The 22,094-nt window shown below is 72.9% G+C and carries 20 protein-coding genes and 1 tRNA gene; 5 read left to right on the top strand and 16 right to left on the bottom strand.

The annotated features are described in order from the left end of the window. Nucleotides 1-87: 87 nt before the first annotated feature. Entirely contained in the window at nucleotides 88-1,140 is a 1,053-nt protein-coding gene (locus M1D46_RS05310; RefSeq protein ID WP_456286847.1) for an LLM class flavin-dependent oxidoreductase, read from the top strand. Nucleotides 1,141-1,442: 302 nt separating this feature from the next. Here the strand turns inward: M1D46_RS05310 and pheA are convergent, their stop codons facing one another. After that, a complete protein-coding gene (gene pheA / locus M1D46_RS05305) occupies nucleotides 1,443-2,411 on the bottom strand; it encodes a prephenate dehydratase (RefSeq protein WP_456286846.1) in 969 nt (322 codons plus the stop codon). A gap of 81 nt (nucleotides 2,412-2,492) precedes the next feature. Here pheA and pgm point away from each other — a divergent pair, with 81 nt between their 5' ends. Further along, on the top strand, nucleotides 2,493-4,136 hold the full coding sequence (pgm, locus tag M1D46_RS05300) for a phosphoglucomutase (alpha-D-glucose-1,6-bisphosphate-dependent) (RefSeq protein ID WP_456286845.1): 1,644 nt from the start codon (nucleotides 2,493-2,495) through the stop codon (nucleotides 4,134-4,136). Nucleotides 4,137-4,211: 75 nt separating this feature from the next. Here the strand turns inward: pgm and M1D46_RS05295 are convergent, their stop codons facing one another. Continuing rightward, nucleotides 4,212-5,054, bottom strand: a complete 843-nt coding sequence (locus tag M1D46_RS05295; protein ID WP_456286844.1) for an alpha/beta fold hydrolase — start codon at nucleotides 5,052-5,054, stop codon at nucleotides 4,212-4,214. 92 nt (nucleotides 5,055-5,146) lie between these two features. On the opposite strand from M1D46_RS05295, the gene M1D46_RS05290 reads away from it, so the two are divergent. Continuing rightward, the gene (locus M1D46_RS05290) at nucleotides 5,147-5,710 is read left to right on the top strand and encodes a TetR/AcrR family transcriptional regulator (protein ID WP_456286843.1); all 564 of its coding nucleotides are present in this window, start codon (nucleotides 5,147-5,149) and stop codon (nucleotides 5,708-5,710) included. Between the two features lie 6 nt (nucleotides 5,711-5,716). On the opposite strand, the gene M1D46_RS05285 is transcribed toward M1D46_RS05290, so the two are convergent. From M1D46_RS05285 to M1D46_RS05250, 8 genes are all read right to left on the bottom strand, one after another. After that, complete coding sequence (locus M1D46_RS05285) at nucleotides 5,717-6,862, bottom strand: AI-2E family transporter (RefSeq protein ID WP_456286842.1); 1,146 nt, start codon at nucleotides 6,860-6,862, stop codon at nucleotides 5,717-5,719. Between the two features lie 82 nt (nucleotides 6,863-6,944). Continuing rightward, a complete protein-coding gene (locus tag M1D46_RS05280) occupies nucleotides 6,945-8,039 on the bottom strand; it encodes a Gfo/Idh/MocA family protein (protein WP_456286841.1) in 1,095 nt (364 codons plus the stop codon). Continuing rightward, the gene (locus M1D46_RS05275; protein ID WP_456286840.1) at nucleotides 8,018-8,713 is read right to left on the bottom strand and encodes a ThuA domain-containing protein; all 696 of its coding nucleotides are present in this window, start codon (nucleotides 8,711-8,713) and stop codon (nucleotides 8,018-8,020) included. Before M1D46_RS05275 ends, M1D46_RS05280 begins: the two co-directional genes overlap by 22 nt. Beyond that, nucleotides 8,710-9,888 carry a Gfo/Idh/MocA family protein gene (locus tag M1D46_RS05270; RefSeq protein WP_456286839.1) on the bottom strand — a complete coding sequence of 393 codons (1,179 nt, stop codon included), beginning with the start codon at nucleotides 9,886-9,888 and terminating at the stop codon, nucleotides 8,710-8,712. Before M1D46_RS05270 ends, M1D46_RS05275 begins: the two co-directional genes overlap by 4 nt. 47 nt (nucleotides 9,889-9,935) lie before the next feature. Then, entirely contained in the window at nucleotides 9,936-11,069 is a 1,134-nt protein-coding gene (locus M1D46_RS05265; RefSeq protein WP_456286838.1) for a Gfo/Idh/MocA family protein, read from the bottom strand. Then, nucleotides 11,066-11,878 carry a DUF6807 domain-containing protein gene (locus M1D46_RS05260; protein ID WP_456286837.1) on the bottom strand — a complete coding sequence of 271 codons (813 nt, stop codon included), beginning with the start codon at nucleotides 11,876-11,878 and terminating at the stop codon, nucleotides 11,066-11,068. Before M1D46_RS05260 ends, M1D46_RS05265 begins: the two co-directional genes overlap by 4 nt. Beyond that, nucleotides 11,875-12,891: a LacI family DNA-binding transcriptional regulator gene (locus M1D46_RS05255; protein ID WP_271173179.1), complete on the bottom strand. Its 1,017-nt coding sequence runs from the start codon at nucleotides 12,889-12,891 to the stop codon at nucleotides 11,875-11,877. Before M1D46_RS05255 ends, M1D46_RS05260 begins: the two co-directional genes overlap by 4 nt. Nucleotides 12,892-12,894: 3 nt before the next feature. Continuing rightward, a complete protein-coding gene (locus M1D46_RS05250; RefSeq protein ID WP_456286836.1) occupies nucleotides 12,895-14,400 on the bottom strand; it encodes a family 43 glycosylhydrolase in 1,506 nt (501 codons plus the stop codon). Between the two features lie 73 nt (nucleotides 14,401-14,473). Between M1D46_RS05250 and M1D46_RS05245 the strand changes: the two genes are divergently transcribed. Together M1D46_RS05245 and M1D46_RS05240 are read left to right on the top strand one after the other, a co-directional pair. Continuing rightward, on the top strand, nucleotides 14,474-15,595 hold the full coding sequence (locus tag M1D46_RS05245) for an acetylesterase (RefSeq protein ID WP_456286835.1): 1,122 nt from the start codon (nucleotides 14,474-14,476) through the stop codon (nucleotides 15,593-15,595). Between the two features lie 76 nt (nucleotides 15,596-15,671). After that, entirely contained in the window at nucleotides 15,672-17,141 is a 1,470-nt protein-coding gene (locus tag M1D46_RS05240) for an alanine/glycine:cation symporter family protein (protein ID WP_282979040.1), read from the top strand. A gap of 13 nt (nucleotides 17,142-17,154) precedes the next feature. Here M1D46_RS05240 and M1D46_RS05235 read toward each other — a convergent pair whose 3' ends face one another. The 6 genes from M1D46_RS05235 to M1D46_RS05210 all read right to left on the bottom strand — a co-directional run bounded on the left by M1D46_RS05235 (nucleotide 17,155) and on the right by M1D46_RS05210 (nucleotide 22,061). Next, nucleotides 17,155-17,937 carry an ABC transporter ATP-binding protein gene (locus M1D46_RS05235; protein ID WP_456284613.1) on the bottom strand — a complete coding sequence of 261 codons (783 nt, stop codon included), beginning with the start codon at nucleotides 17,935-17,937 and terminating at the stop codon, nucleotides 17,155-17,157. Then, nucleotides 17,934-19,010: a FecCD family ABC transporter permease gene (locus M1D46_RS05230; protein ID WP_456286834.1), complete on the bottom strand. Its 1,077-nt coding sequence runs from the start codon at nucleotides 19,008-19,010 to the stop codon at nucleotides 17,934-17,936. The genes M1D46_RS05235 and M1D46_RS05230 overlap by 4 nt, the downstream gene beginning before the upstream one ends. Then, nucleotides 19,007-20,089: an ABC transporter substrate-binding protein gene (locus tag M1D46_RS05225; RefSeq protein WP_456286833.1), complete on the bottom strand. Its 1,083-nt coding sequence runs from the start codon at nucleotides 20,087-20,089 to the stop codon at nucleotides 19,007-19,009. The genes M1D46_RS05230 and M1D46_RS05225 overlap by 4 nt, the downstream gene beginning before the upstream one ends. Nucleotides 20,090-20,423: 334 nt before the next feature. Then, the gene (locus tag M1D46_RS05220) at nucleotides 20,424-21,224 is read right to left on the bottom strand and encodes an NAD-dependent epimerase/dehydratase family protein (protein WP_456286832.1); all 801 of its coding nucleotides are present in this window, start codon (nucleotides 21,222-21,224) and stop codon (nucleotides 20,424-20,426) included. Nucleotides 21,225-21,329: 105 nt separating this feature from the next. Continuing rightward, nucleotides 21,330-21,405: transfer RNA gene (locus tag M1D46_RS05215), tRNA-Arg, on the bottom strand. An 86-nt stretch (nucleotides 21,406-21,491) separates the two neighbouring features. Further along, complete coding sequence (locus M1D46_RS05210) at nucleotides 21,492-22,061, bottom strand: asparagine synthase (RefSeq protein ID WP_271173185.1); 570 nt, start codon at nucleotides 22,059-22,061, stop codon at nucleotides 21,492-21,494. Between the last annotated feature and the right edge of the window lie 33 nt (nucleotides 22,062-22,094).

Genomic DNA, 22,094 nt, shown 5'->3' with positions numbered 1-22,094 from the left:
CTCTCAGCGTGCGCGGCGCCGTGGGCAGCACGGCGGCTCTCGGCGCGCAGAGGAATACGCTCGCCCGCGGCGCGGTTGTTTCGAGCGATGTCCGACGCACCCGCTCCCGCTCTGTCCATCCTCGATCTCGTCTCGGTCCGCACGGGGCAGTCCAGCTCCCAGGCGATCGCCGCCTCCCTGCAGATGGCGCAGCGCGCCGATGAGCTCGGCTACCGCCGGTACTGGTTCGCGGAGCACCACAACATGCCCGCGGTCGCGTCGACCACGCCGCCCGTGCTCATCGCGGCGGCGGCCGCGCGCACTGCGCGCATCCGCATCGGGTCGGGCGGCGTCATGCTGCCGAACCATGCGCCGCTCATCGTCGCCGAGCAGTTCGCGGCCCTCGAGGCGCTCGCTCCCGGGCGCATCGACCTCGGCCTCGGCCGCGCACCGGGCAGCGACCCGGTCATCACGCAGCTCCTGCGCCGCTCGGGCACGACGAGCGAGGCGGAGCGGTTCCCCGATCATGTGACCGACATCCTCGCGATCATGAGCCCGGAGGGCGCGACCGTGCGCTTCACCTCGGGCGGCGAGTACGCCGTGCACGCGACACCGGCCGCGACCGGTGCACCGGAGGTGTGGCTGCTCGGCTCGAGCGACTACTCCGCGCAGCTGGCCGCGAGCTTCGGGCTGCCCTACGTCTTCGCCAACCACTTCGCGGGCGACGGACTCGAGCGCGCGATGGCCCTCTACCGCAGCCAGTTCAAGTCGAGCGCATGGCTGGACGCACCGAAGTCGTTCGTCACGGCCAACGTCGTCGTCGCCGAGACGCCGGAGGAGGCCGAGCGGCGCGCACTCCCCCAGCTGCGCCAGTTCGCACGCCTCCGCACGAACAAGCCCATGCGCCCGATCGAGACGATCGACGAGGCGCTCGCGGCGCCATCCGATGCGCTCGAGGAGTCGTTCATCCAGCAGTCACGCTCGCGCTGGTTCGTCGGCACGCCCGACACCGTGGCCGCCGAGCTGCGCGCGTTCGCGGCTCAGCACGGTGTCGACGAGATCATGATCTCGCCCGCCGCCGGGTCGTACGACGCCGACCCGCTGGACGCGGCGCCCGGTCGCCTCGAGACGGTCGAGCTGCTCGCTGCCGCGCTGGCCTGAACGATCGCCCACCCGCCCAGGTCGCACAAGCCGTCCTCCGGAGACCCGGGAAGGCCGCGAACTGCGACCTGAACGATCGCACATCCGCCCAGGTCGCACAAACCGTCCTCCGGAGGCCCCGGAAGGCCGCAAACTGCGACCCAGACACCTAGCCCCAACCGGCCATCCGCCCGGGTCGCACAAACCGTCCCCCGAAGCCCCCGGAAGGCCGCAAAACGCGACCTGGACGGCCAGCCCGAACGACCCCAACAGCCCCAACGGCCCGAACGCCCCGAACGACCCGGACGGCCGAGAACGGGAGGCTACGCCTCGGGCTCGCCGGCGAGGAGGCCGCGGAGCCAGTCCCGCGCCTCGACGAACGCCTCGTCCCCATAGCGCTGTGGGTAGTGGACGACCTGGCGATCGGCGCGCGGGTACGAGCCGAGGAACACCACGTTCGGGCTGAAGCGCCGCAGGCCCATGAGCGCGTCGGCCATCCGCTCGTCGAAGACGTGCCCGTCGGCGTCGATGACGAAGCGGTACCGCCCGAGGGCGTCGCCGATCGGGCGCGACTCGAGCAGGCTCAGGTTGATCCCGCGTGTCGAGAACTGCTCGAGCAGCTCGAGCAGAGCGCCTGGCTCGTCCTTCGGCAGCTCGGCGACGAGCGACGTCTTGTCGGCTCCGGTGGGCGCGGCCGGCGCGACCGTTCGCGTGACGAGCACGAAGCGCGTGACGGCCTCGGGGTTGTCGCCGATGTCCTTCGCGAGCACCTCGACGTCGTGGTGCTCGGCGACGCCCGGCGCGACGATCGCGACCTGCGCGGGCAGCGAGCCGTCGAGCATCCCCACGGCGCTCGCCACATTGCTCGACGCGACGACGTGCTCGTGATCAGGGATGTTCTCGGCCAGCCATCCGAGGCACTGCGCGTAGGCGACCGGATGGCCCGCGACGCCGACCGGCTTCTGCGCGCGGATGTCGTCGAGAGACGCCCCGGGATGCGCGACGAGCCAGAAGCGCACGGGGACGAGGTACTCGCCGACGATCCGGAGCCCGGGGATGGTCGCGAGTGCGTCCTGCGCGCTCGAGACGCCGCCCTCGATCGAGTTCTCGATCGCGATCATGGCGGCGTCGCTGCGCCCCGACACGACGTCGGCGAGCGCCTGCCCGACGTTGCTCACCGGGCGCCAGATCTGGCCGCGTGCCTCGGGGACCTGCGCGAGCGCGGCCTCGGTGAAGGTGCCGGCAGGCCCCAGATAGCTGTACGTCCGGCGTTCGCGGGCATCCGTCGACATGACGATCAGCCTAGACGGCTCTCCGACGACTCCGAGACGAAGAACTGTGCACGGAGGGCCTCGACGGGGCAGACTTGCCCTATGACGAGCCGTGCCGGACTCCCCGCTGAAGCATCCGACCTCATCGACGTCGATGAGCTGATCTCCGCCTACTACGACCGCGCACCCGATCCCTCGATCCCCGCGCAGCAGGTCGCGTTCGGCACGAGCGGTCATCGCGGCTCGAGCCTCTCGACGAGCTTCAACGAGAACCACATCCTCGCGACGACCCAGGCGATCGTCGACTACCGCAATGAGCAGGGCATCGCCGGCCCGCTCTTCCTCGGGCGCGACACCCACGGCCTGTCGCTGCCCGCCGAGCGGAGCGCGATCGAGGTGCTCGTCGCGAACGGCGTCGACGTGCGCGTCGACACGCGCGACTCGTGGGTGCCGACCCCCGCGCTCAGCCACGCCATCCTCGCGTACAACCGCGGCCGCGCCGCCGACGACCCGGGCCGCGCCGACGGCATCGTCGTGACGCCGAGCCACAACCCGCCGGCCGACGGCGGCTTCAAGTACAACCCGCCGCACGGCGGCCCCGCCGACACCGATGCGACCGGCTGGATCGCCGACCGGGCGAACGCGCTCATCGCGAGCGGCCTCGACGCCGTCAAGCGCGTCAAGCACGCCGACATCGACCTCGACTCGCTCGGCCAGTACGACTTCCGCGAGGCGTACGTGCGCGACCTCTCGACGATCATCGACGTCGAGGCCATCCGCAAGGCAGGCGTCCGCATCGGCGCGGACCCGCTCGGCGGCGCGTCCGTCGAGTACTGGGCGCTCATCGCCGAGATGCACGGCCTCGACCTCACCGTCGTGAACCCCGACGTCGACCCGACCTGGAAGTTCATGACGCTCGACTGGGACGAGAAGATCCGGATGGATCCGTCGTCGCCGTCGGCCATGGCCTCGCTCGTCGCACGTCGCGACGAGTACGACATCCTCACGGGCAACGACGCCGATGCCGATCGGCACGGCATCGTCACGCCCGACGGGGGGCTCATGAACCCCAACCACTACCTCGCCGTCGCGATCGACTACCTGTTCTCGCATCGTCCCGGATGGTCGCCGGACGCGGCCGTCGGCAAGACGCTCGTCTCGTCGATGATGATCGACAAGGTGACCGCGGCGCTCGGGCGTCGCCTGCTCGAGGTGCCCGTCGGCTTCAAGTGGTTCGTCCCGGGCCTCCTCGACGGCTCGGTCGCGTTCGGCGGCGAGGAGTCGGCGGGCGCGTCGTTCCTCCGCATGGACGGCTCGGTCTGGACGACCGACAAGGACGGCATCCTCCTGTGCCTGCTCGCGGCCGAGATCCTCGCCGTCACGGGCAAGACGCCCTCGCAGCGCTACGCGGAACTCGAGGCCGAGTACGGCTCGTCGGCCTACCAGCGCGTCGACGCCCCGGCCACCCCCGAGCAGAAGTCCGCCCTCAAGGCGCTCTCCCCCGACGACGTCTCGGTGTCCGAGCTCGCGGGCGAGCCGATCACGGCCAAGCTCTCGCACGCTCCCGGCAACGACGCGGCGATCGGCGGCCTCAAGGTGCAGACGGAGCACGCGTGGTTCGCCGCCCGCCCGTCGGGCACCGAGGACGTCTACAAGCTCTACGCCGAGTCGCTCAAGGGCGAGGAGCACCTCCGCCAGGTGCAGGAGGAGGCGCGCGCGGTCGTGACCGCGGCCCTCGGCGGCTGAGGCACCGCGCGAGACGACGACACCGCACGCGACGACGGCCCGCCCCGATCGGGGCGGGGCGTCGTCGCGTGCGGGCTACTTCGCGAGGAAGTCCTTGAGCGCCGCGTTGACCTCCTCTGCGTGCGTCCAGAGCAGGCCGTGCGGAGCGCCCTCGACCTCGACGTAGTCCGCCTCGGGGACGGCCTCGTGGAACCGGCGGGCGGTCGCGTCGATCGGGAGGATCTGATCCTTCGTGCCGTGCAGGATGAGCGTCGGCTTGCCAGCGGCGCGGACCGCCTCGACGTCGCCGCGGAAGTCCTCGATCCACGCGGGCACGACTGCGTAGGCCGCGACCGGAGCGCTGCCGATCGCGACGTTCCAGCTGGCGGTCACGGCCTCCTGGCTGATCCGGGATCCGAGGTTCTCGTCGAGGTTGTAGAAGTCTCGGTAGAACTGCGTGAACCACGCGAAGCGGTCGCCCTTCGCGGCGGCCGCGATCCCGTCGAACACGTCCTGCGGAACGCCCTCGGGGTTGTCGTCGCGGGCGACGAGGAACGGCTCGAGCGACGCGAGGAACGCGAGCTTCGCGACGCGCTCGTGCCCGTAGCGGGTCACGTAGCGCGCGAGCTCGCCCGTGCCCATCGAGAAGCCCACGAGCACGACGTCGCGCAGGTCGAGCGTCTCGAGCACCGCGTTCAGGTCGGCGGCGAAGGTGTCGTAGTCGTAGCCCGCCCCGACCTTCGACGACTGGCCGAACCCTCGGCGGTCGTAGGTGATGACGCGATAGCCCTGCGCGAGCAGCTCGCGCGTCTGCCGCTCCCAGCTGTGCCCGTTCAGGGGGTAGCCGTGGATGAGCACGACCGGCTGCCCGGACCCGTGGTCCTCGTAGTACAGCTCGACCGGGGTGCTGTTCTCGTCGCCGACGGTGATGTAGCCCATGATCTCTTCCTCTCGATCCCCGAGAACGGTCGTTCTCGCTGGTGAGGTCCACGCTAGAGAACGATCGTTCTCGTGTCAAGTAGACTGGGCGCATGACCGAGGAAGAAGCACGCGAGCGCATCCTCGCCGCGGCCGAGGAGCTCTACTACCGCAAGGGATACGCGGCTGTCGGCATGGACGAGCTGCGCTCGGCGGCCGGCGTGTCGCTGCGGCGCCTGTACGCGCTCTTCCCGGCCAAGAACGACATCGTCGCGGCCGTGCTCGACCGTCGGCATCGCCAGTGGGAGTCGGCGCTCGACGGGGCGATCGCCGCCGCCGGCGACGATCCGCGCGAGCGCCTGCTCGCGGTCTACCGCTATCTCGAGGACTGGTTCTGCACGGGGGACTTCCGGGGCTGCGCGTTCATCAACGCCTTCGGCGAGCTCGGCGGAACGCATCCCGAGGTCGCCCGCATCGTCCGCGAGCACAAGGCGTCGTTCCAGCAGCACATGGCGGCGCTCGTGGCGGCGTCGGGAGCCCCCGCCGCCCTCGCGGCGCAGCTCTCGATCCTCGCGGAGGGCGCGCAGAGCACGGCCGCGATCTCGGGCGACCCGCAGGTCGCGGCTCAGGCGCGCGCTGCGGCCGAGGTGCTCATCGACGCCGCGACGGCGCGCTGAGCGCGCTCACGCCCGCGCGCCGACCGTCCGGTCCTTCCGCCGGGCCCAGCGCGCGGGCGTGGCCGGCCCGTCCCAGACCTGCACGATGCCCCACACGACCGCGGCGAACGGCGCGGCGAGGATCGCGCCGAGGATGCCGCCCAGCACGGTTCCGATGGCCAGTGCGATCAGGACGACGAGCGAGTGCAGCTTGAGCGCGCGCCCCATGAGGATGGGCTGCAGCAGGTTGCCCTCGAGCTGGTTCACGACGACGACGATCGCGATGACGATGATCGCGACGATGGGGCCGTTCGCCACGAGCGCCACGAGCGAGGCGAGGATGCCCGCGACGGTCGCGCCGACGATGGGGATGAACGCGAGGAGGAACACGAGGATCGTCAGCGGGAAGGCGAGCGGCACGCCGAGCACGAAGAGCCCGATTCCGATGCCGATCGCGTCCACCGCGGCGACGGCCGCCGTTCCGCGCACGTAGGCGCCGAACGTGTCCACCGACTTGGCTCCCGCGCGCTGCACGCGCGCGTACCAGTCGCCCTCGAACGGCCGCGTGAGGAAGGACCAGATCTGCGGGCCGTCCTTGAGGAAGAAGAACAGCACGACGACCATGAGCACGAAGCCCGTCACGAAGTTCGCGACGGCGCCGACCCCGGCGACCGCGCCAGAGCCGAACTGCGCGCTCGTGAAGAAGTCGGTCACCGACGCGATCCACTCGTCGATCTGCGCCTGGTCGGGCGCGAACGGCAGCGTGTTGACCCACGCGACCACCTGGAGGAAGCCCTCCTGCGCCTGCGCGTACAGCTCGCTCCACTGGCTGCGCACGGCCGAGACCATCGCCCATCCGAGTCCGCCGATGATGAGCACGATCGCGAGGAGCACGATCGCCGTCGAGAACGACGGCCCGAGCCGCGGCCGCAGCCACCCCATGAGGGGCTCGAACGCGCACGCGAAGATCAGCGCGAGGAGCACGGGGATGACGACGACCGACAGCGTCTGCGACGCGTAGACGAGCCCCGCGGCGAGGATGACCACCGCGATGATCTGCACCGCGCGCGTCGCGAGCGTGCCGAACCCGTCGGACCACAGCCGGCGCGGCGTGCGGCCGTCGGTCACGACCGGCGCGGGCGCCGGCGCCTGAGGCGTGCGTCGTCTGAACATCGTGCTCCCCCTGTCGTCGCGAACGCGTCGTCACCATCCTGCCGGACGCCGCGCGCGAGTCCCGGGAGCTTGACCCTGCGGATCAGCTGTGCCAGTGCTCCCGCGCGGTGAAGGGAACGGCCTCGGGGCGCGCGGTCGTCGTGGTGAGCTCGACGCGCCCGCCCTGCTCGGCCGCGCGCAGGATGCCGGTCATGATGTCGAGCACGTGGAGCGCCATCGCGCCGCCCGCGCGCGGCTCGACCCCGGGCGCGGTCCGCACGAAGTCGACGAGGCCGACGCCGCGTCCTGCCCCGTCGTAGCCGCCCGAGACGGCGAGCGTCTCGGGCTCGGCGCCCGGCCGGTGCAGCACGACGTCGCCGTCGAACCGGTTGGGGTCGGGCACGAGGAGCGTGCCGTCGGTGCCGTGCACCTCGATCGGCGACGCGGTCGTCGTCGTGCCGTCGAAGCTCGTCACGATCGTCGAGATCGCGCCGTTCGCGTGCTCGAGGATGCCCGTCACGTGCGTGTCGACGTCGACCGGGATGGTCTCGCCCGCGCGCGGACCGGATCCGATCACGCGCTCGGAGCGGAGGCGCGATGCCGCACCGCTCACCGCGACGACCGGCCCCAGCAGCGTCACGAGCGCCGAGACGTAGTAGGGGCCCATGTCGAGCATCGGGCCGCCGCCCGGCTGGTAGTAGAAGTCGGGGTTCGGGTGCCAGCGCTCGTGGCCGGCCGTGATCATCGTCGCCGACGCCGCGACGGGTCGCCCGATGAGGCCGTCGTCGACCGCGCGGCGGGCCGTCTGCACGCCCGTGCCGAGCACCGTGTCGGGTGCGGAGCCGACCGCGACGCCGGAGCGCGCGCCGGCCTCGACGATCCCCCGCCCCTCGTCGACCGAGACCGCGAGCGGCTTCTCGCCGTACACGGCGCGGCCGGCCTCGATCGCGGCGTGCGCGATCTCGGCGTGCGCGGCCGGGATCGTCAGGTTGAGAACCGTCTGCACCGCGGGGTGCCGCACGAGCTCGGCAGCCGGAACCGCCTCCGCGCCGGTCTCCGCGGCGACCGCGGCCGCGCGCTCCTCCGACAGGTCGGCGACCGCGACGATGCGGATCTCGGGATGGCCCGCGAGCGCGTCGAGGTACTGCCGCGAGATGTTGCCGAGTCCGACGATGCCTACGCCGTGCGCGTCGCCCACACCAGGCCCCTCTCGATGATCGTGCGGACGTTCTCGTCCTGCAGGACGTCCGGGCTGTGGCCGGGCGTGGCGACGAAGATCCGCCCCTCGCCCCACTGCCGCGTCCAGACCGCGGGCGACGTGATCGGCCGGTGCCACGGATGCCACGGGCGCACGGGGTGCGTCGTGGTCGCGAGCACGTCGTTCAGGTCGTCGTGCAGCACCCAGTACTGCTCGGTCTCGAGCGCGAAGTCGTCGATGCCGGCGGTGATCGGGTGCGTGCGGCCGAGCTCGGTGATCTCGACCGTGTACGGCAGGTAGTTGTCGCTCGCGTCGCCGACGACCTCACTCGGCTCCTTGCTCGGGTGGGTCGCGAACTGGCCGCCGACGAGCTGCAGGTAGTCGGAGCTGTTGCGGAACGAGTCCGCGATCCCGCCGTGCCATCCGGCGAGGCCCGTGCCCGCGCGCACCGCGACGATGAGCCCCTTGAGCTCCTCGGGCTCGATCGTCGACATCGTGACGCTCTGCAGGATGAGGTCGGTCTGCGCCATCGCGTCGGCGTCGGCGTAGACCGCGGTCGACTCCTCGACGCGGACGTCGTAGCCGCGCTCCTCGAGGAAGGGGAGGAAGAGGTCCGTCGACTCGACGGGCTTGTGCCCGTCCCATCCGCCGCGGACGACGAGTGCCCGGGTCACGCGCCTCCCCCGACCTGCGTGAGGACCGCGTCGGCCGCTGCGCTGCGCTCGACCGCGTCGAGGACGCGCTGCACGCTGAGCGCCTCGTCGAAGCTCGGCGACGGGTCGCGCTCCTCGGCGATGGCGGTGACGAGGTCGACGACCTGGTGCGTGAAGAGGTGCTCGTAGCCGAGGCCGTGGCCGGCGGGCCACCACGCGTCGACGTACGGATGGGTCGGCTCGGTCACGAGGATGCGGCGGAAGCCCTGCTCGCCGTCGGCGTCGGCCGCGTCGTAGAACTCGAGCTCGTTCATCCGCTCGAAGTCGAAGGCGATCGATCCGCGGTCGCCATTGATCTCGATGCGGTTCGCGTTGCGGTGCCCGAGCGCGAAGCGCGTGGCCTCGAACACGCCGAGGGCTCCGCTCGCGAACGACGCGGTGAACGCGACGGCGTCGTCGACCGTCACCGGGCCGCGCTCGGCGTCGGCCGCCGCGCGTCCGCCGAGACCGCGCTGCTCCGAGAGCACCGGGCGCTCGGCGACGAACGTGCGCAGCTGCGCGGAGACCGCCTCGAGCGGCTCGTCGAGGAGCCACTGCGCGATGTCGATGATGTGCGCTCCGATGTCGCCCAGCGTTCCGGACCCCGCGATCTCCTTGTCGAGGCGCCACGTGAGGGGCGCGTCGGCGTCGGTCAGCCAGTCCTGGAGGTACTGCGCGCGCACGTGGCGGATGGTGCCGAGGCGGCCGTCCGCGACGAGGCGCTTCGCGTAGGCGAGCGCGGGCGTGCGGCGGTAGCTGAAGCCGCACATCGCGCGCGTGCCCGCGGGCGCGCTGCGCGCGGCCTCGGCCATCCGCTCGGCCTCCGGCAGCGTGCGGGCCAGCGGCTTCTCGCACAGCACGTGCTTGCCTGCGGCGAGCGCCGCGATCGACACCTCGGCGTGCACGTCGCCCGGCGCGCAGACGTCGACGATGTCGATGTCATCGCGCGCGATGACGGCGCGCCAGTCGTCCGACCACTCCGCGGCTCCGAGCTCGTGCGCGGCGCTCTCCGCGCGCTCGGCAGAGCGGCCGACGACGACGGCCAGCTCGGGTCGGGCCGGGAGGTCGAAGAACCGCGGTGCGGTCCTCCAGGCGTGAGCGTGTGCACGGCCCATGAAGGCGTGTCCGATGAGTGCCACCCGCAGCGTCGAGGTCATGGCGTCTCCTCTCCATTCAGGAGCCATCGTGCCATATAGCGGGGCTGTCAACAAATGAAGGGCGCGCCGAGCTCGGTGAACGTCCGCTGCGTGCGCAGGGCGTCGTGCAGCGCGGCCTCCACGCCCCGGACGACGCGATGACGGCCGGCGTCGTCGACGGCCTCGGTCCAGTGCTCGGCGGGGATCGCGCGCGGCTCGGGAGCGGCCATCACGGCGTCGACGAGGCGCATGAACGCGCCGGTCTCCGCGAGGGGCACGGCGAGCGGCGCGCGGCCCGCGCGGGCGTCGAGCAGGTTCTCGAGGAGCGGCGCGCGGCCGAACGCGCGCGTGACGGGCGGATGTCCGGCGCCGCGCACGAGCTGCACGACGTCGAGCGTGTAGTACAGGCGCACCGTGCCGTGCGCTCCCACGACCTCCACCCAGGGCTCCTCCCGCTGCGCGGCGCACAGCGTGACGGCCGTCGTGAGCGTCCGCCCGTCGCGCAGGGCGAACCGCGCGACCGAGGTGTCGTCGGCCTCGATGTCGTTCGCGTGGAAGAGGTCGAGCGCGATGCCGTCGACGTCGTCGGCGCGCTGCATGCCGGCGAGAGCGAGCGCCGTCGCCGATGCGTGCGCGAGCGGGTTGGTGAGCGCTCCGTCGGCGACGACCACGCCGCCCATGCGGCGCCGCCCCGCCCACGCCGCCCGCGCGTAGTAGCGGTCGTCGCGCACCCACGCGCCCGTCGCGCCGTAGCGCAGCACCTCGCCGATCGCGCCGTCGGCGACCAGGCCGCGCACGTACGGCACGGCTTCCGACCCGAGGCTCTGGAACCCGACCTGCGCCCGCGCGCCCCGCGCCGCGGCGTGGGCCTCGAGCGCGTGGAACTCGTCGAGGGTCGCGGTCGGCGGCTTCTCGAGCAGCACGTCGCACCCGGCATCGAGCGCGGCCGCCGCGATCGCGGCGTGGGTGTGGATGGGCGTCGAGATGATCGCGACGTCGACGATGCCCCGCGCGAGCATGCCCTCCGCATCGTCGTCGTGGACGACGTGCGCGGGCAGCGCGCCCGGCGCGGGCGGCGTCGGGTCGGCGACCGCGACGAGGCGCGCGACGCCGCGCTCCTCGAGCGCGAGCGCGCGGCGGACGTGCGATGCCCCGTGGCCGTGGATTCCGACGATCCCGATGCGCGGCGTCTCGACGGTCATGCCCTCACCTCCGTGCGGATCCGCTCCGCGATGCGCGCCGCGTCGTCGGCGGCGACCGGCCCGTCGAGGACGACCGCGGAGAGGTCGAGCTCGAGCGTCTCGGATGGCGCGAGCACGCGCCGTCGCACGGTCGCGACGGCCGGCCCGAATCCCACGTACCCGCCGGTGCGGACGAACCACGGCAGCCCGCTGTCCGTCGCGGCGACGACGGTCGCGCGCTCGCCCACGATCGCGAGCCACGGCGAACGGGAGCCGTGTGCGATGTCCGTGCCCTCGCCGTCGGCGCACACGGCGAGCGCGCGGGCGAAGGGCGTGCGCCAGAAGATCCCGCCGTAGAACGCGCCGTCGCGTCCGTTCGTGTGCGGGCTGCCGAACTCGGCTCCGCCGGCGCTGGCGGTCAGGGTCGAGCGCCACGACATCCGCCATCCGTCGCGGTCGGGGGCGACGCGCAGCGCGCGCCGCTCGGAGAGCAGCACCGCGCCATCCGGGCCCGCCCACGCGAGCTCCTCCTCGACGCCGTCGCCGTCGGCGTCCCGCGCGAGCACGCGCTGGACGCCGTGGTTGTCGAGCATCGTCGAGCCCCGCCCGGCGACGAACGTGCGACCGCCCCAGAACGAGGCGCGCGAGACGTCGGGGATCGCGAGGCTCACCCCCAGGTGGTGGAGGTGATCGGCCGGCCCGACCGCGGTCACGGCCTCGCCGCCGAGCGTGACGGCCTCGAGATACGGGCGCGGCGACAGGCGCGGAGCGACGTCGAGCCCCTCCCGGTACCGCGCGACCGCCGCATCGCCCGCGTGCAGCGCGATCATGGCCGGGGCCCCGTGCTCGCGCGCACGGTCAGAGCCGGCGTGAACACGACGGGGTCGCGGCGCAGGCCGCCGCCGATCTCGTCGTGCAGCTCGCGCCACACGGCCGCCCCCACCCCGGGCAGGTCGACCGTCATCGTCGTGAGCGGCGGCGCGGAGTACCGCGAGAAGGGGATGTCGTCGAAGCCCGTCACGGAGAGGTCGTCCGGCACGCGCACCCCCTCCTCGTCGAGACGGCCGAGGAGACCGAGGGCGACGATGTCGTTGAAGGCGAGCACGGCGGTCGCGCCGCTGCCGCGCACCGCGTCCCACGCGCGATAGCCGTCCTCGAAGCCCGACCCGCACGCGAGCTCCCGGATCTCGATGTCGGGGTGCGTCTCGCGGAAGGCGATGAGCCCGCGCAGGCGCTCGTGGTTCGATCGCGACGCCTCGGGGCCGGAGAGGAACGCGATCCGCTCGTGCCCGAGGTCGACGAGGTGCTGCGCGAGGGTCTGGATCCCGGTCGCGTAGTCCACCTGCGCGACTGCCGCGTTGCGGCCCGTCGTGCGGTTGACGACCGCGACCGGCTGCACGCGCGGGAGCAGGTCGAGCAGCTCGGGTCGTGTCATGCGCGGCGCGATGAGGACGACGGCGTCGGTGCGGTTGCGGATGTCGATGGCCGATGCGGCCTCGCCGGCCTCGTCCTCGAGGGTGTCGGCGACGAGCACGCGGTACCCGTCGGCCGCGGCCGCACGGTGCACCCCGTGGAGGACCTGGTGGAACATGGGGTTCGACAGGTCGGGCACGAGCACGCCGATCGTGCGGCTGACCCCGAGCGAGAGCGACCGCGCGGTCTGGCTGGGCGTGTATCCGAGCTCGTCGATCGCCGCGCGGACGCGCTCGGCGATGTCCTCGGCGACCGTGGGGACGCCGTTCATCACGCGGGACACGGTGGCCTTGGAGACCCCCGCGAGCTCCGCGATGTCGGAGATCGTCGTCTGCCGGACGGGGTGCCGTCGGGTGCGCTTCGTCGCCATGGCTCATCTTCTCCCGTCTCGCACGTCGATCTCGACGTCTGCGAAGCGCGCCGTGGCGTGCTGGGCCGCCCCGGTCGCCGCGAACAGCACGTACTCGGCGCCGATCCACTGCCCCTCCGCCGCGCGGAAGCGCACGGGGAGCGCGCGGTCACCGCCGGGCTCGCGCACCGCGACCGCGACCTCGCCGTCGGCGTCGCACGACAGCGCGAGCCGCACGAAGCCCGCGGGCGCCGCCTCGTCATGCCGCACGGTCTCCCCCGGCTCGTCGCGATGCCGCGTCGCGACGACGAGCCGATCGCCCTCGGCCGTGCGGCGGAGCCCGGCCCAGAGGTAGTCGAGGCCGAGCACGCCGGCGCCCGCGCGCGTGCCGGCCGGGCCGTCGAGCGAGAGGGAGACCGCCGTCGTGGACGGGATGCCCGGCAGCGGCTGCCCGATCACGCGCGGCAGCGTGCGCAGGTTCCCCGCGTCCACCCCCGCGACGATCCGCAGGCATCCCGGTTCCGGGAGCAGCCATCCGTCGTCGGGATTCGCCTGCCACGCCCACTGCCCGCCGGGGAGCCCGTCGGGGAAGCCGTCGCCGCGCGCGAGCGTGCGCGGGCCCTGGGGCGCCCCGTGGGGCGACGCATGCTCGAGGACCGGGCGCCCCTGGTCGCCGAGCACGGGCCATCCGTCGTCGCCCCAGTGCATCGGCTGGAGATGCAGGACGCGGCCGAAGACCCCGCGGTCCTGGAAGTGGAGGAACCAGTGCGCGCCATCGGCCGTCTCGACCCACGCGCCCTGATGCGGCCCGTTCACGGGGGTGTCGCCCTGCGCGAGCACGACGCGCTCCTCGTACGGCCCGTACGGGTCGCGCGCGCGGAACGCGTACTGCCATCCGGTCGCGACGCCGCCCGCGGGGGCGAGGATCCAGTACCACCCGTCGCGCTTGTAGAGCTTCGGACCCTCGAGCGTGACGCATCCGTCGATCGCGTCGCCGTCGATGACGTCGCGCGACGGGCCGACGACGGCCGTGAGGGCCGCGTCGACCGGCACGATGCTGAGGACGTTCTTGCGGCCCGCGCGGCTGCGCGCCCACCCGTGCACGAGGTACGTCGCGCCGTCGTCGTCCCACAGGGGGCACGGGTCGATCACGCCGAGCGCGGGCAGGAGCAGCCGCGGCGCGCTCCAGGGCCCGCGCGCGTCGGCGGCGCTCACCACGAAGACGCCCTGATCCGGGTCCGGGTAGACGATGTGGAAGAGGCCGTCGTGATGGCGGATGGACGGCGCCCAGACGCCGGCGCCATGCCGCGGCTGCGCGAACCAGGCCTGCGGGGTGTTCCCGGCGACCGCGTGCGAGACGATCTCCCAGTTGACGAGGTCGGTCGAGGCGAGCACGGGCAGCCCCGGCGCGCGGTTGAAGCTCGAGGCGACGAGGTAGTAGACGTCGCCGACGCGGATGGCATCGGGGTCGGGGACGTCGGCGTCGATGATCGGGTTGCGGTACCGCGCGGCACTGGTCGGCTCTGTCATGGGATCCCGTCTGAGAAACCGGTTACTCTCAATCCATCGTAGGGTGCTGCACGACGCCAGGGGAAGGACGAACATGACCCGCCGCGATCTCCGGGGGCTCGAGGGGCTCGATGCGCTCCTCGGCCAGCCCTTCACCGCGCGGCCCGAGGAGGTGGATCTCGGCGCCGTCCCCGCCCGCCTCGCGGCGGCGCTCGGCGTGCCGCCCGTGCCCGACACGACCCCCGTCGTCGAGGAGGGCACCTGGACGCGCGACGGCGTCGACGGCCTGGCCCTGCGCTGGAGCACGGGGTTCGGACCCGACACCCGCGCCTGGCTCCTGCGCCCGGCCGGCGAGCGCGCGCCGCTCCCGGGCATCGTGGCGCTGCACTGCCACGGCGGGATGAAGTTCCACGGGAAGGAGAAGATCGCCGACGGCCCCGTGGACGAGCCGCGGGTGGCGGCGTTCCGCGCCGAGGCGTACGACGGCGTCGCCGTGGCCAACGCGTTCGCCCGCGCCGGCTTCGCCGTGCTCGCGCACGACGCGTTCGGCTGGGGCAGCCGCCGGATGCGCCGGGAGGACATGCCCGAGCGCACCCTGCGGGCAGCCGCCGACGCGATCGCCGCGCGGGGCGGCGCGCTCGACGATGCGGAGCGCTACGACCTGCACGCGAGCCCGAACGAGGACGCGGTCGCCAAGATCCTGGGCGTCCTCGGGACGTCGTGGGGCGGCCTCGTGGCGCGCGACGACCTCATCGCCGCGCGCGTGCTCGCGGCCCGGGCGGACGTGCGCCCCGGCGGCGTCGTCCTCGTGGGACTGTCGGGCGGCGGCGCCCGTGCGGCCCTGGCCGGCGCGCTCGACGAACGGGTCGTGCGCGCGACGGCGGTCGTCGCGATGATGGCGACCTTCGATGCGATGCTCGACGGGTACATCCAGCGCCACACGTGGATGCTCATGAACCCGGGGATGGCGCGGGTCGGCGAATGGCCCGACATCGCGGCCGCACGCGCACCGCGTCCGCTGTTCGTCGGCTTCGCCCGCCGCGACGCGCTCTTCCCCCTGCGCGGCATGCTCGACGCCGAGGCGCGTCTGCGCGCGCACTACCGCCGAGCGGGCGCCGAGCACGCTCTGCACACGGCGTGGGCCGATCGCCCGCACTCCTTCGGCGCCGACACGCAGCAGGCGTTCCTCGCCTGGGCGGGAGCGCTCTCCTCCTAGAATCACGCGGAGGAGCGCCACCCGCGCCTCCGACGGAGAGCGCGCGACGAGGCGCGCATGGCAGGAAGGCACACGAATGCTCGACACGATCCAGGCGTTCCTCGATCAGCTCGGCGCCATCATCTGGGGCCCGTGGCTGCTCATCCCGCTCCTCCTCGGGACCGGGCTCTACCTCACCATCCGGCTCGGCGGCATCCAGTTCCTCCGCCTGGGCCCCGCCCTCCGCCTCGGCCTCTGGCGCCGCAAGGACGCCGGCGCGGAAGGCGACATCTCGCAGTTCCAGGCGCTCACGACCGCGCTCGCCGCCACGGTCGGCACGGGCAACATCGTCGGCGTCGCGACGGCCATCGCGATCGGCGGCCCCGGCGCCCTGTTCTGGATGTGGATCACGGGCCTGCTGGGCATGGCGTCGAAGTACACCGAGGCGTTCCTCGGCGTGCGCTTCCGCACGACCGATGCGGCCGGCGAGCGCAACGGCGGCCCGCAGCAGTATCTCGAGCGGGGAATCCGCGGGCCGGTCGGCAAGGTGCTCGCACTGGCGTTCACGATCTTCGCGATCTTCGCGAGCTTCGGCATCGGCAACATGACGCAGGGCAACTCGGTCGCGGCGAACCTCGAGAGCAGCTTCTCGATCCCGACCTGGGTCACCGGCGTCGTGCTGACGATCATCGCGCTCGCGGTGCTCGTGGGCGGCATCAAGTCGATCGGCCGCGTGACCGCGGGCTTCGTGCCGATCATGATCGTGTTCTACGTGCTCGGCGCGATCTACATCCTCATCGCCAACATCGGCGAGGTGCCCGCCGCCTTCGCGACGATCTTCCGCGACGCCTTCACGGGCAGCGCGGCGGCGGGCGGCTTCGCGGGGTCGGTGCTCATCATCGCCATCCAGTTCGGCGTCGCGCGCGGCATCTTCTCGAACGAGTCCGGCATGGGGTCGGCGGCGATCGCCGCGGCGGCCGCGCAGACGAGCCACCCGGTGCGCCAGGGCCTCGTGTCGATGACGCAGACGTTCATCGACACGATCATCGTCGTGTCGATGACGGGCCTCGTGATCGTCACGACCGGCGCCTACACGTTCACGGACGAGGCGGGCGCCCAGATCGATCCGTCGGTCATGACCGGCGAGGCGTTCACCCACGGCCTGCCCGGCGAGTGGGGGCACTGGGTCGTCACGCTCGCGCTCGTCATGTTCGCGTTCTCGACGGTGCTCGGCTGGTCGTACTACGGCGAGCGCTGCATCGAGAAGCTGCTCGGCCGACGTGCCGTGCTGCCGTTCCGCGTCGTCTTCTCGCTCATCGTCTTCGTCGGCTGCACGACCGAGCTCAGCGTCGTCTGGTCGTTCTCCGACGTGATGAACGGGCTCATGGCGCTGCCGAACCTCATCGGCCTGCTCGTGCTCTCCGGCCTCGTCGCCCGCGAGACGCGCGCGTACCTGAAGCACGACCCGAAGCTCGAGGCCTCCCAGGACGAGATCGAGCGCTTCATGGCCGGCGACGCCGGCTGGGAGGAGTGGCGCGCCGCCGAGGCGGTCCGCGAGACGCGCTGACGAGCGGGAGCGCTCAGCCGACCGGCGCGGGCGCTCCCGGCCGGAACAGCACCGTCGCGCGGCCCGTCTCCGGGTCGCGCGACACGTCGGCGCGCACGCCGTAGACGTCGGCGATGAGCTCGGGCGTGAGCACCTCGGCAGGACCGCCCGCCGCCACGACGCGCCCCTCGCGCAGCACGAGCACGGCGTCGCAGAACATCGCGGCGAGGTTGAGGTCGTGCAGCGCGACGATCGCGGTGACCGGGAGCGCCGCGACGAGCGCGAGCAGCTCGAGCTGGTGGCGGATGTCGAGGTGGTTCGTCGGCTCGTCGAGCAGCAGCTCGCGGGGCTCCTGGGCGAGCGCCCGCGCGATGTGCGCACGCTGACGCTCGCCGCCCGAGAGCGCGTGCCACAGCCGATCGGCCTTGTCGGCGAGGCCCACCCGCTCGAGCGCGTCGGCGATCGCCCGCTCGTCGTGCGCCGTCTCACCGCCGAGCAGCGGGCGGTGCGGCGTGCGGCCGAGCCGCACGACATCGCGCACGACGATGTCGGCATCGGTCTCGGCGTGCTGCGTCACGGTCGCGATCGCGCGGGCCACCTCCCGGCGCCGCAGCTGCGAGAGGTCGGCGCCGTCGAGGGTGACGCGCCCCGCGTCGGGTCGGGCGAGCCCCTGCAGCAGACGCAGGAGCGACGACTTGCCCGAGCCGTTCGGGCCGAGCAGGCCGATCGTCTGACCGGGCTCTGGCCGCAGGCTGACGCCGTCGACGACGAGGGCGCCGCCGCGCCGCCAGGAGACCCGCTCCGCCTCGAGCGTCATGCGCGCCCCCTCCGTCGCAGCAGCAGGAGCACGAACACCGGGACGCCCACGATCGCCGTGCCGACGCCCACCGGCAGCGGGGTCGGCGCGAACGCGACGCGCGAGCCGGCGTCGACCCACACCATGAAGACCGCGCCGAGGATGGCCGTGGCCGGGATCACGCGCGAGTGCCGCTGCCCGAACAGCAGGCGCGCCGCGTGCGGCAGCACGAGGCCCACGAACCCGATCGCGCCCGCGACGCTCACCAGGGTCGCGGTGAGCAGCGCGGTCATGACGAGCAGCAGCCCCCGCGTGCGGGCGACGTGCACGCCGAGCGAGGCGGCGACATCCTCGCCGAACGCGAACGCGTCGAGGGCGCGCGCCGAGCCGAGGCAGATGACGAGCCCGACGAGCACCGCGGCGGCGCACAGGGCGACGTCGTCCCAGCGCATGCCCTCGAGCGACCCGAGGAGCCAGAACATGACCCCGCGCGTCTCATCGGAGTCCGCGAACGCGAAGACGATGAGGGAGGTGAGCGCCGAGAAGAGCTGGGTGCTCGCGACGCCCGCGAGGATCACGCCCGAGGTGCCGCCGCTCGAGAAGCGCGCGAGGAGCAGCACGAGGCCGAAGGCGAGGAGCGCGCCCGCGAACGCACCGCCCGACAGGCCGAGGGCACCGCCGCCGACGCCGAGCACGCCGATCGCGACCGCCCCCGTCGACGCCCCCGACGAGACGCCGAGCACGAACGGGTCGGCCAGCGGATTGCGCAGGAGGGACTGGAGGATCGCGCCGCTCAGCCCGAGCCCCACGCCGCACGCGGCCGCGACGAGGGCGCGCGGCAGGCGCTCCTCCCACACGATGGCGTCCTCCGACGCGCGCACGGGGATCTCGGCGAGACCGAGATGGTTGAGGATGATGTCGCGGACGTTCACGAGCGAGACGTCGGCGGGGCCGAGCGTCACCGCGACGCCCACCGAGAGCACGACGAGCCCGAGCCCCGCGAGCGCGAGAGCCGCGACGACGAGCCCGCGCGACCGGGTCCCGCGCGCGGGGCGCACGACGGTCGGCGCGTCTGCCGTCGCGGCCGCCGTCATCGGGCGTCCTGGTTCGCGGCCCACCACGCCCGGATCTTCTCGAGGCCGTCGACGAAGCGGATGGACGGGTTCATCTCCGCGCCGTGCAGCGCGATGAACCGCTCGTCCTGGACGGCGCCGAGCGTCTGCGTGAGGGGGTCTCCCGTGAGGAAGGCGACCTTGTCGTCCAGGCGGTCGCCGGGGAAGCGGTCGCGCTGCAGGTCGCCGAGCACGAACAGGTCGGGGTCGGCGTCGACGACCGACTCCCAGCCGACCGCCGGCCAGTCGTCGACCTCGTCGGCGAACGCGTTCTCCATGCCGGTGAGGTCGGCCAGCATCGACGCGGAGCCGAGCCCGCCCGCGATGTAGGGCGTCTTCGTGTCGGCGAACCAGAACACGACGGTCTGGCCCCCGAAGTCGACGCCCTCGACCGCGGCCGCAGCGCGCTCCTGGAGGTCGGCCACGAGCGCCTCCCCGCGCTCGGCGACGTCGAAGATCTCGGCGAGCTCGCGGATCTCCTGGTACAGCGCGTCGACGGTGAGGGGCTGCGTGCGCGCTCCGCCGCCGTTCACGCTCTCGCCCTCATCGCAGTCGGTGGGCGACAGGTACGACGCGACGCCGGTCTCGTCGAGGCGGTCGCGGGTCACGACGCCGCCCTCGGTGTAGTGACGCCCGAACGACGCGGTCACGAAGTCGGGGTCGGCGCCCAGGAGCACCTCGTAGGTGGGCGCGTTGTCGGCGAGCCGCGGCACGGTCTCGTTCGCGGCGGCGAGCGACTCCAGGACCGGATCCGTCCACGACGCCGTGCCGACCATGCGGTCCTCGAGGCCGAGCGAGAGGAGGATCTCGGTCGAGTTCTGGTCGAGCGACACGACGCGCTGCGGGGGCGCGTCGATCTCGACCTCGTGGCCGCAGTTCTCGATGACGAGCGGGTACGCGGTGCGGCCCTCGCCGGCCGCAGCCGTCTCCTCGGGCTCGACGGCCTCCGACGCGCCGCATCCGGCGAGCGCGAGCGCGGACACGAGGAGCGCGCCGGCGAGCGCGCGCGAACGGGTGACGACCATGAGGGTCTCCTCCTGCTTCGAGGCCCCCGTGGTCACGGGGAAGGGTCCTCAGGCGCCGAGCGCCCAGGTAAGGATAGCCTGACCTGAGAGACATCCCTGAGGAGAACCCGAGCGCGCGGTCATGCGAGACCGTCGCCCGCCGCCTGCAGCACCATGCTCGACGTGTAGGTGGTCATGGCGTTGAGGGCGATCGTGTTCACGACGACGCCGATCACGAGCAGCGCGCCGACCACGGTGAAGAGGATGCAGGGCAGCGCGCCGCCGAGCGCGGGCGCCGCATCCGGATCCTCGTCGCCGTGGACGGCCGGTGGGCGTACGCGAACAACGTCGGCGCGTTTCCCCGCGGGCGCCCTGCGCGGGGCCCCGGCCCTCACCATCGCGTCCCGATCGGATGATCGGGGCGCGTGAAGGGCCCTCCGATCGGATCGGTCGGATCGGGATCGGGAACCGACACGCCGAGCCGGTGCAGCTCCTCCATCGCGTCGTCCTGCGGGCGGTAGCCGATCTCCTCGCCCGCCCCGAGCGGGAACCATCCCGGCGCGTTGCGCGAGACGCCCCACACGATGTGATGCCGGCCATCCGCGAGCGCGATCGCGGCCTCGAAGAGGCGGGCGGCGTCGCCCGGCGAGAGCCACGACGCCGCGGCCCTGCCCGGGTCGGGCGTCTCGAGGAAGGTGCAGATGCGCGCGCTGACGATCGACATCCCGAAGCGGTCGCTGAAGAGGCTCCCGAGCGCCTCCATCGCCGCCTTCGTGACCCCGTAGTAGGTGTCGGGTCGCGGCAGGAGGGGCTCCGCCTCGCCGACGCGATCCGGCACGTGGAACCCGGCCGCGTGCACGGAGCTCGCGAGGAGCACGGCGCCGACGCCCGCGTCTCGCGCGGCTTCGAGCAGGATGCGCGTGCCGTCGACGTTGATGCGCAGGAGGTCGCTCCAGGGTGCCTCCGATGCGATGCCGGCGAGGTGGATGACCGCTCGCGCATCCGACAGCGCGTCCCGCAGCCCGGTCGCGTCGTCGATCGAGAGGTCGCGCCACTCCCCGGGCTCGGCGGCCGACGGCTCGGCCGTGTCGACGAGACGGAGCTCGCGCCCCTCCCGACGCAGAAGCGGCACGACGGCCGTCCCGATCCGCCCCGAGGCTCCGGTCACCACGACGATCTCACGCTCGCGCATGCCTCCTGCCTAGCGCATGCGCACCCGCCGTGGCGATGCCCTTGACGCGCGGTCATCCCGCCCGAACGCAGAACGGCCCCCGCCGAAGCGGGGGCCGTTCTCGTGTGGTGCGCCCCGAGGGACTCGAACCCCCAACCTTCTGATCCGTAGTCAGATGCTCTATCCATTGAGCTAGGGGCGCATTCACCGCTGCCGAAGCAACCGTATGAGCATACAACGCGTTCGCAGCACCGGACAAATCGGGGCGCGCCGCCCGGGCGCGTCGCGTCAGTCGACCGCCGCGGACGCGCCCTCCGACCGGCGCTCCTTGGTCTCGACAGCGAGCTTCTGCAGGTCGACGAGGCGCAGCGCCTGCATGCGCGCCTCGCGCATCGAGGCGTAGTCCGGGTCCTCGTCGGGGCGCATCGCCTCGACGCGCAGACGGTTGTCGAGCGTCGACGCGATGTCGCCCCATGCCGCCTCGCGGGACTGCTCGACGAGCGCGAGCAGCTGCGCCTCGTCTTCGAGCTCCGTGCGGAGAGCCTTCGCGACGCCGACGTACTGCTTGGCGCGGCGGCGGAGGTTGCGCACGTCGCGGTCGCGGTAGTCATGCGTGCCGCGCGACTGCGAGTGCCGCCCCCACGCGGCCTTCCGCGCCTTCGAGATCTCCTGCGCCGCCTGCTCGGACTCGTCGGCGAGCGCCGCGATCGTCTCGCGGGCGACCGGCAGGAAATGGGACGCGTCGAACGCCTCGTCGAGCGAGATCGTGCTCACGAGGATCCTGTTCTTCACCGCGAGCCGCGCGGCGGCATGCGCGATCGCGAGACCCTCGGCGATCGCATCGGCGTTCCGTCCCACCGCACCTCCTCGTACCAGATTAGCCGCGAGGAC

This window comes from Microbacterium sp. JZ70 (assembly GCF_053903225.1).
The sequence above is the reverse complement of the archived record's forward strand: the minus strand, read 5'-3'. Positions and strand labels throughout refer to the sequence as shown.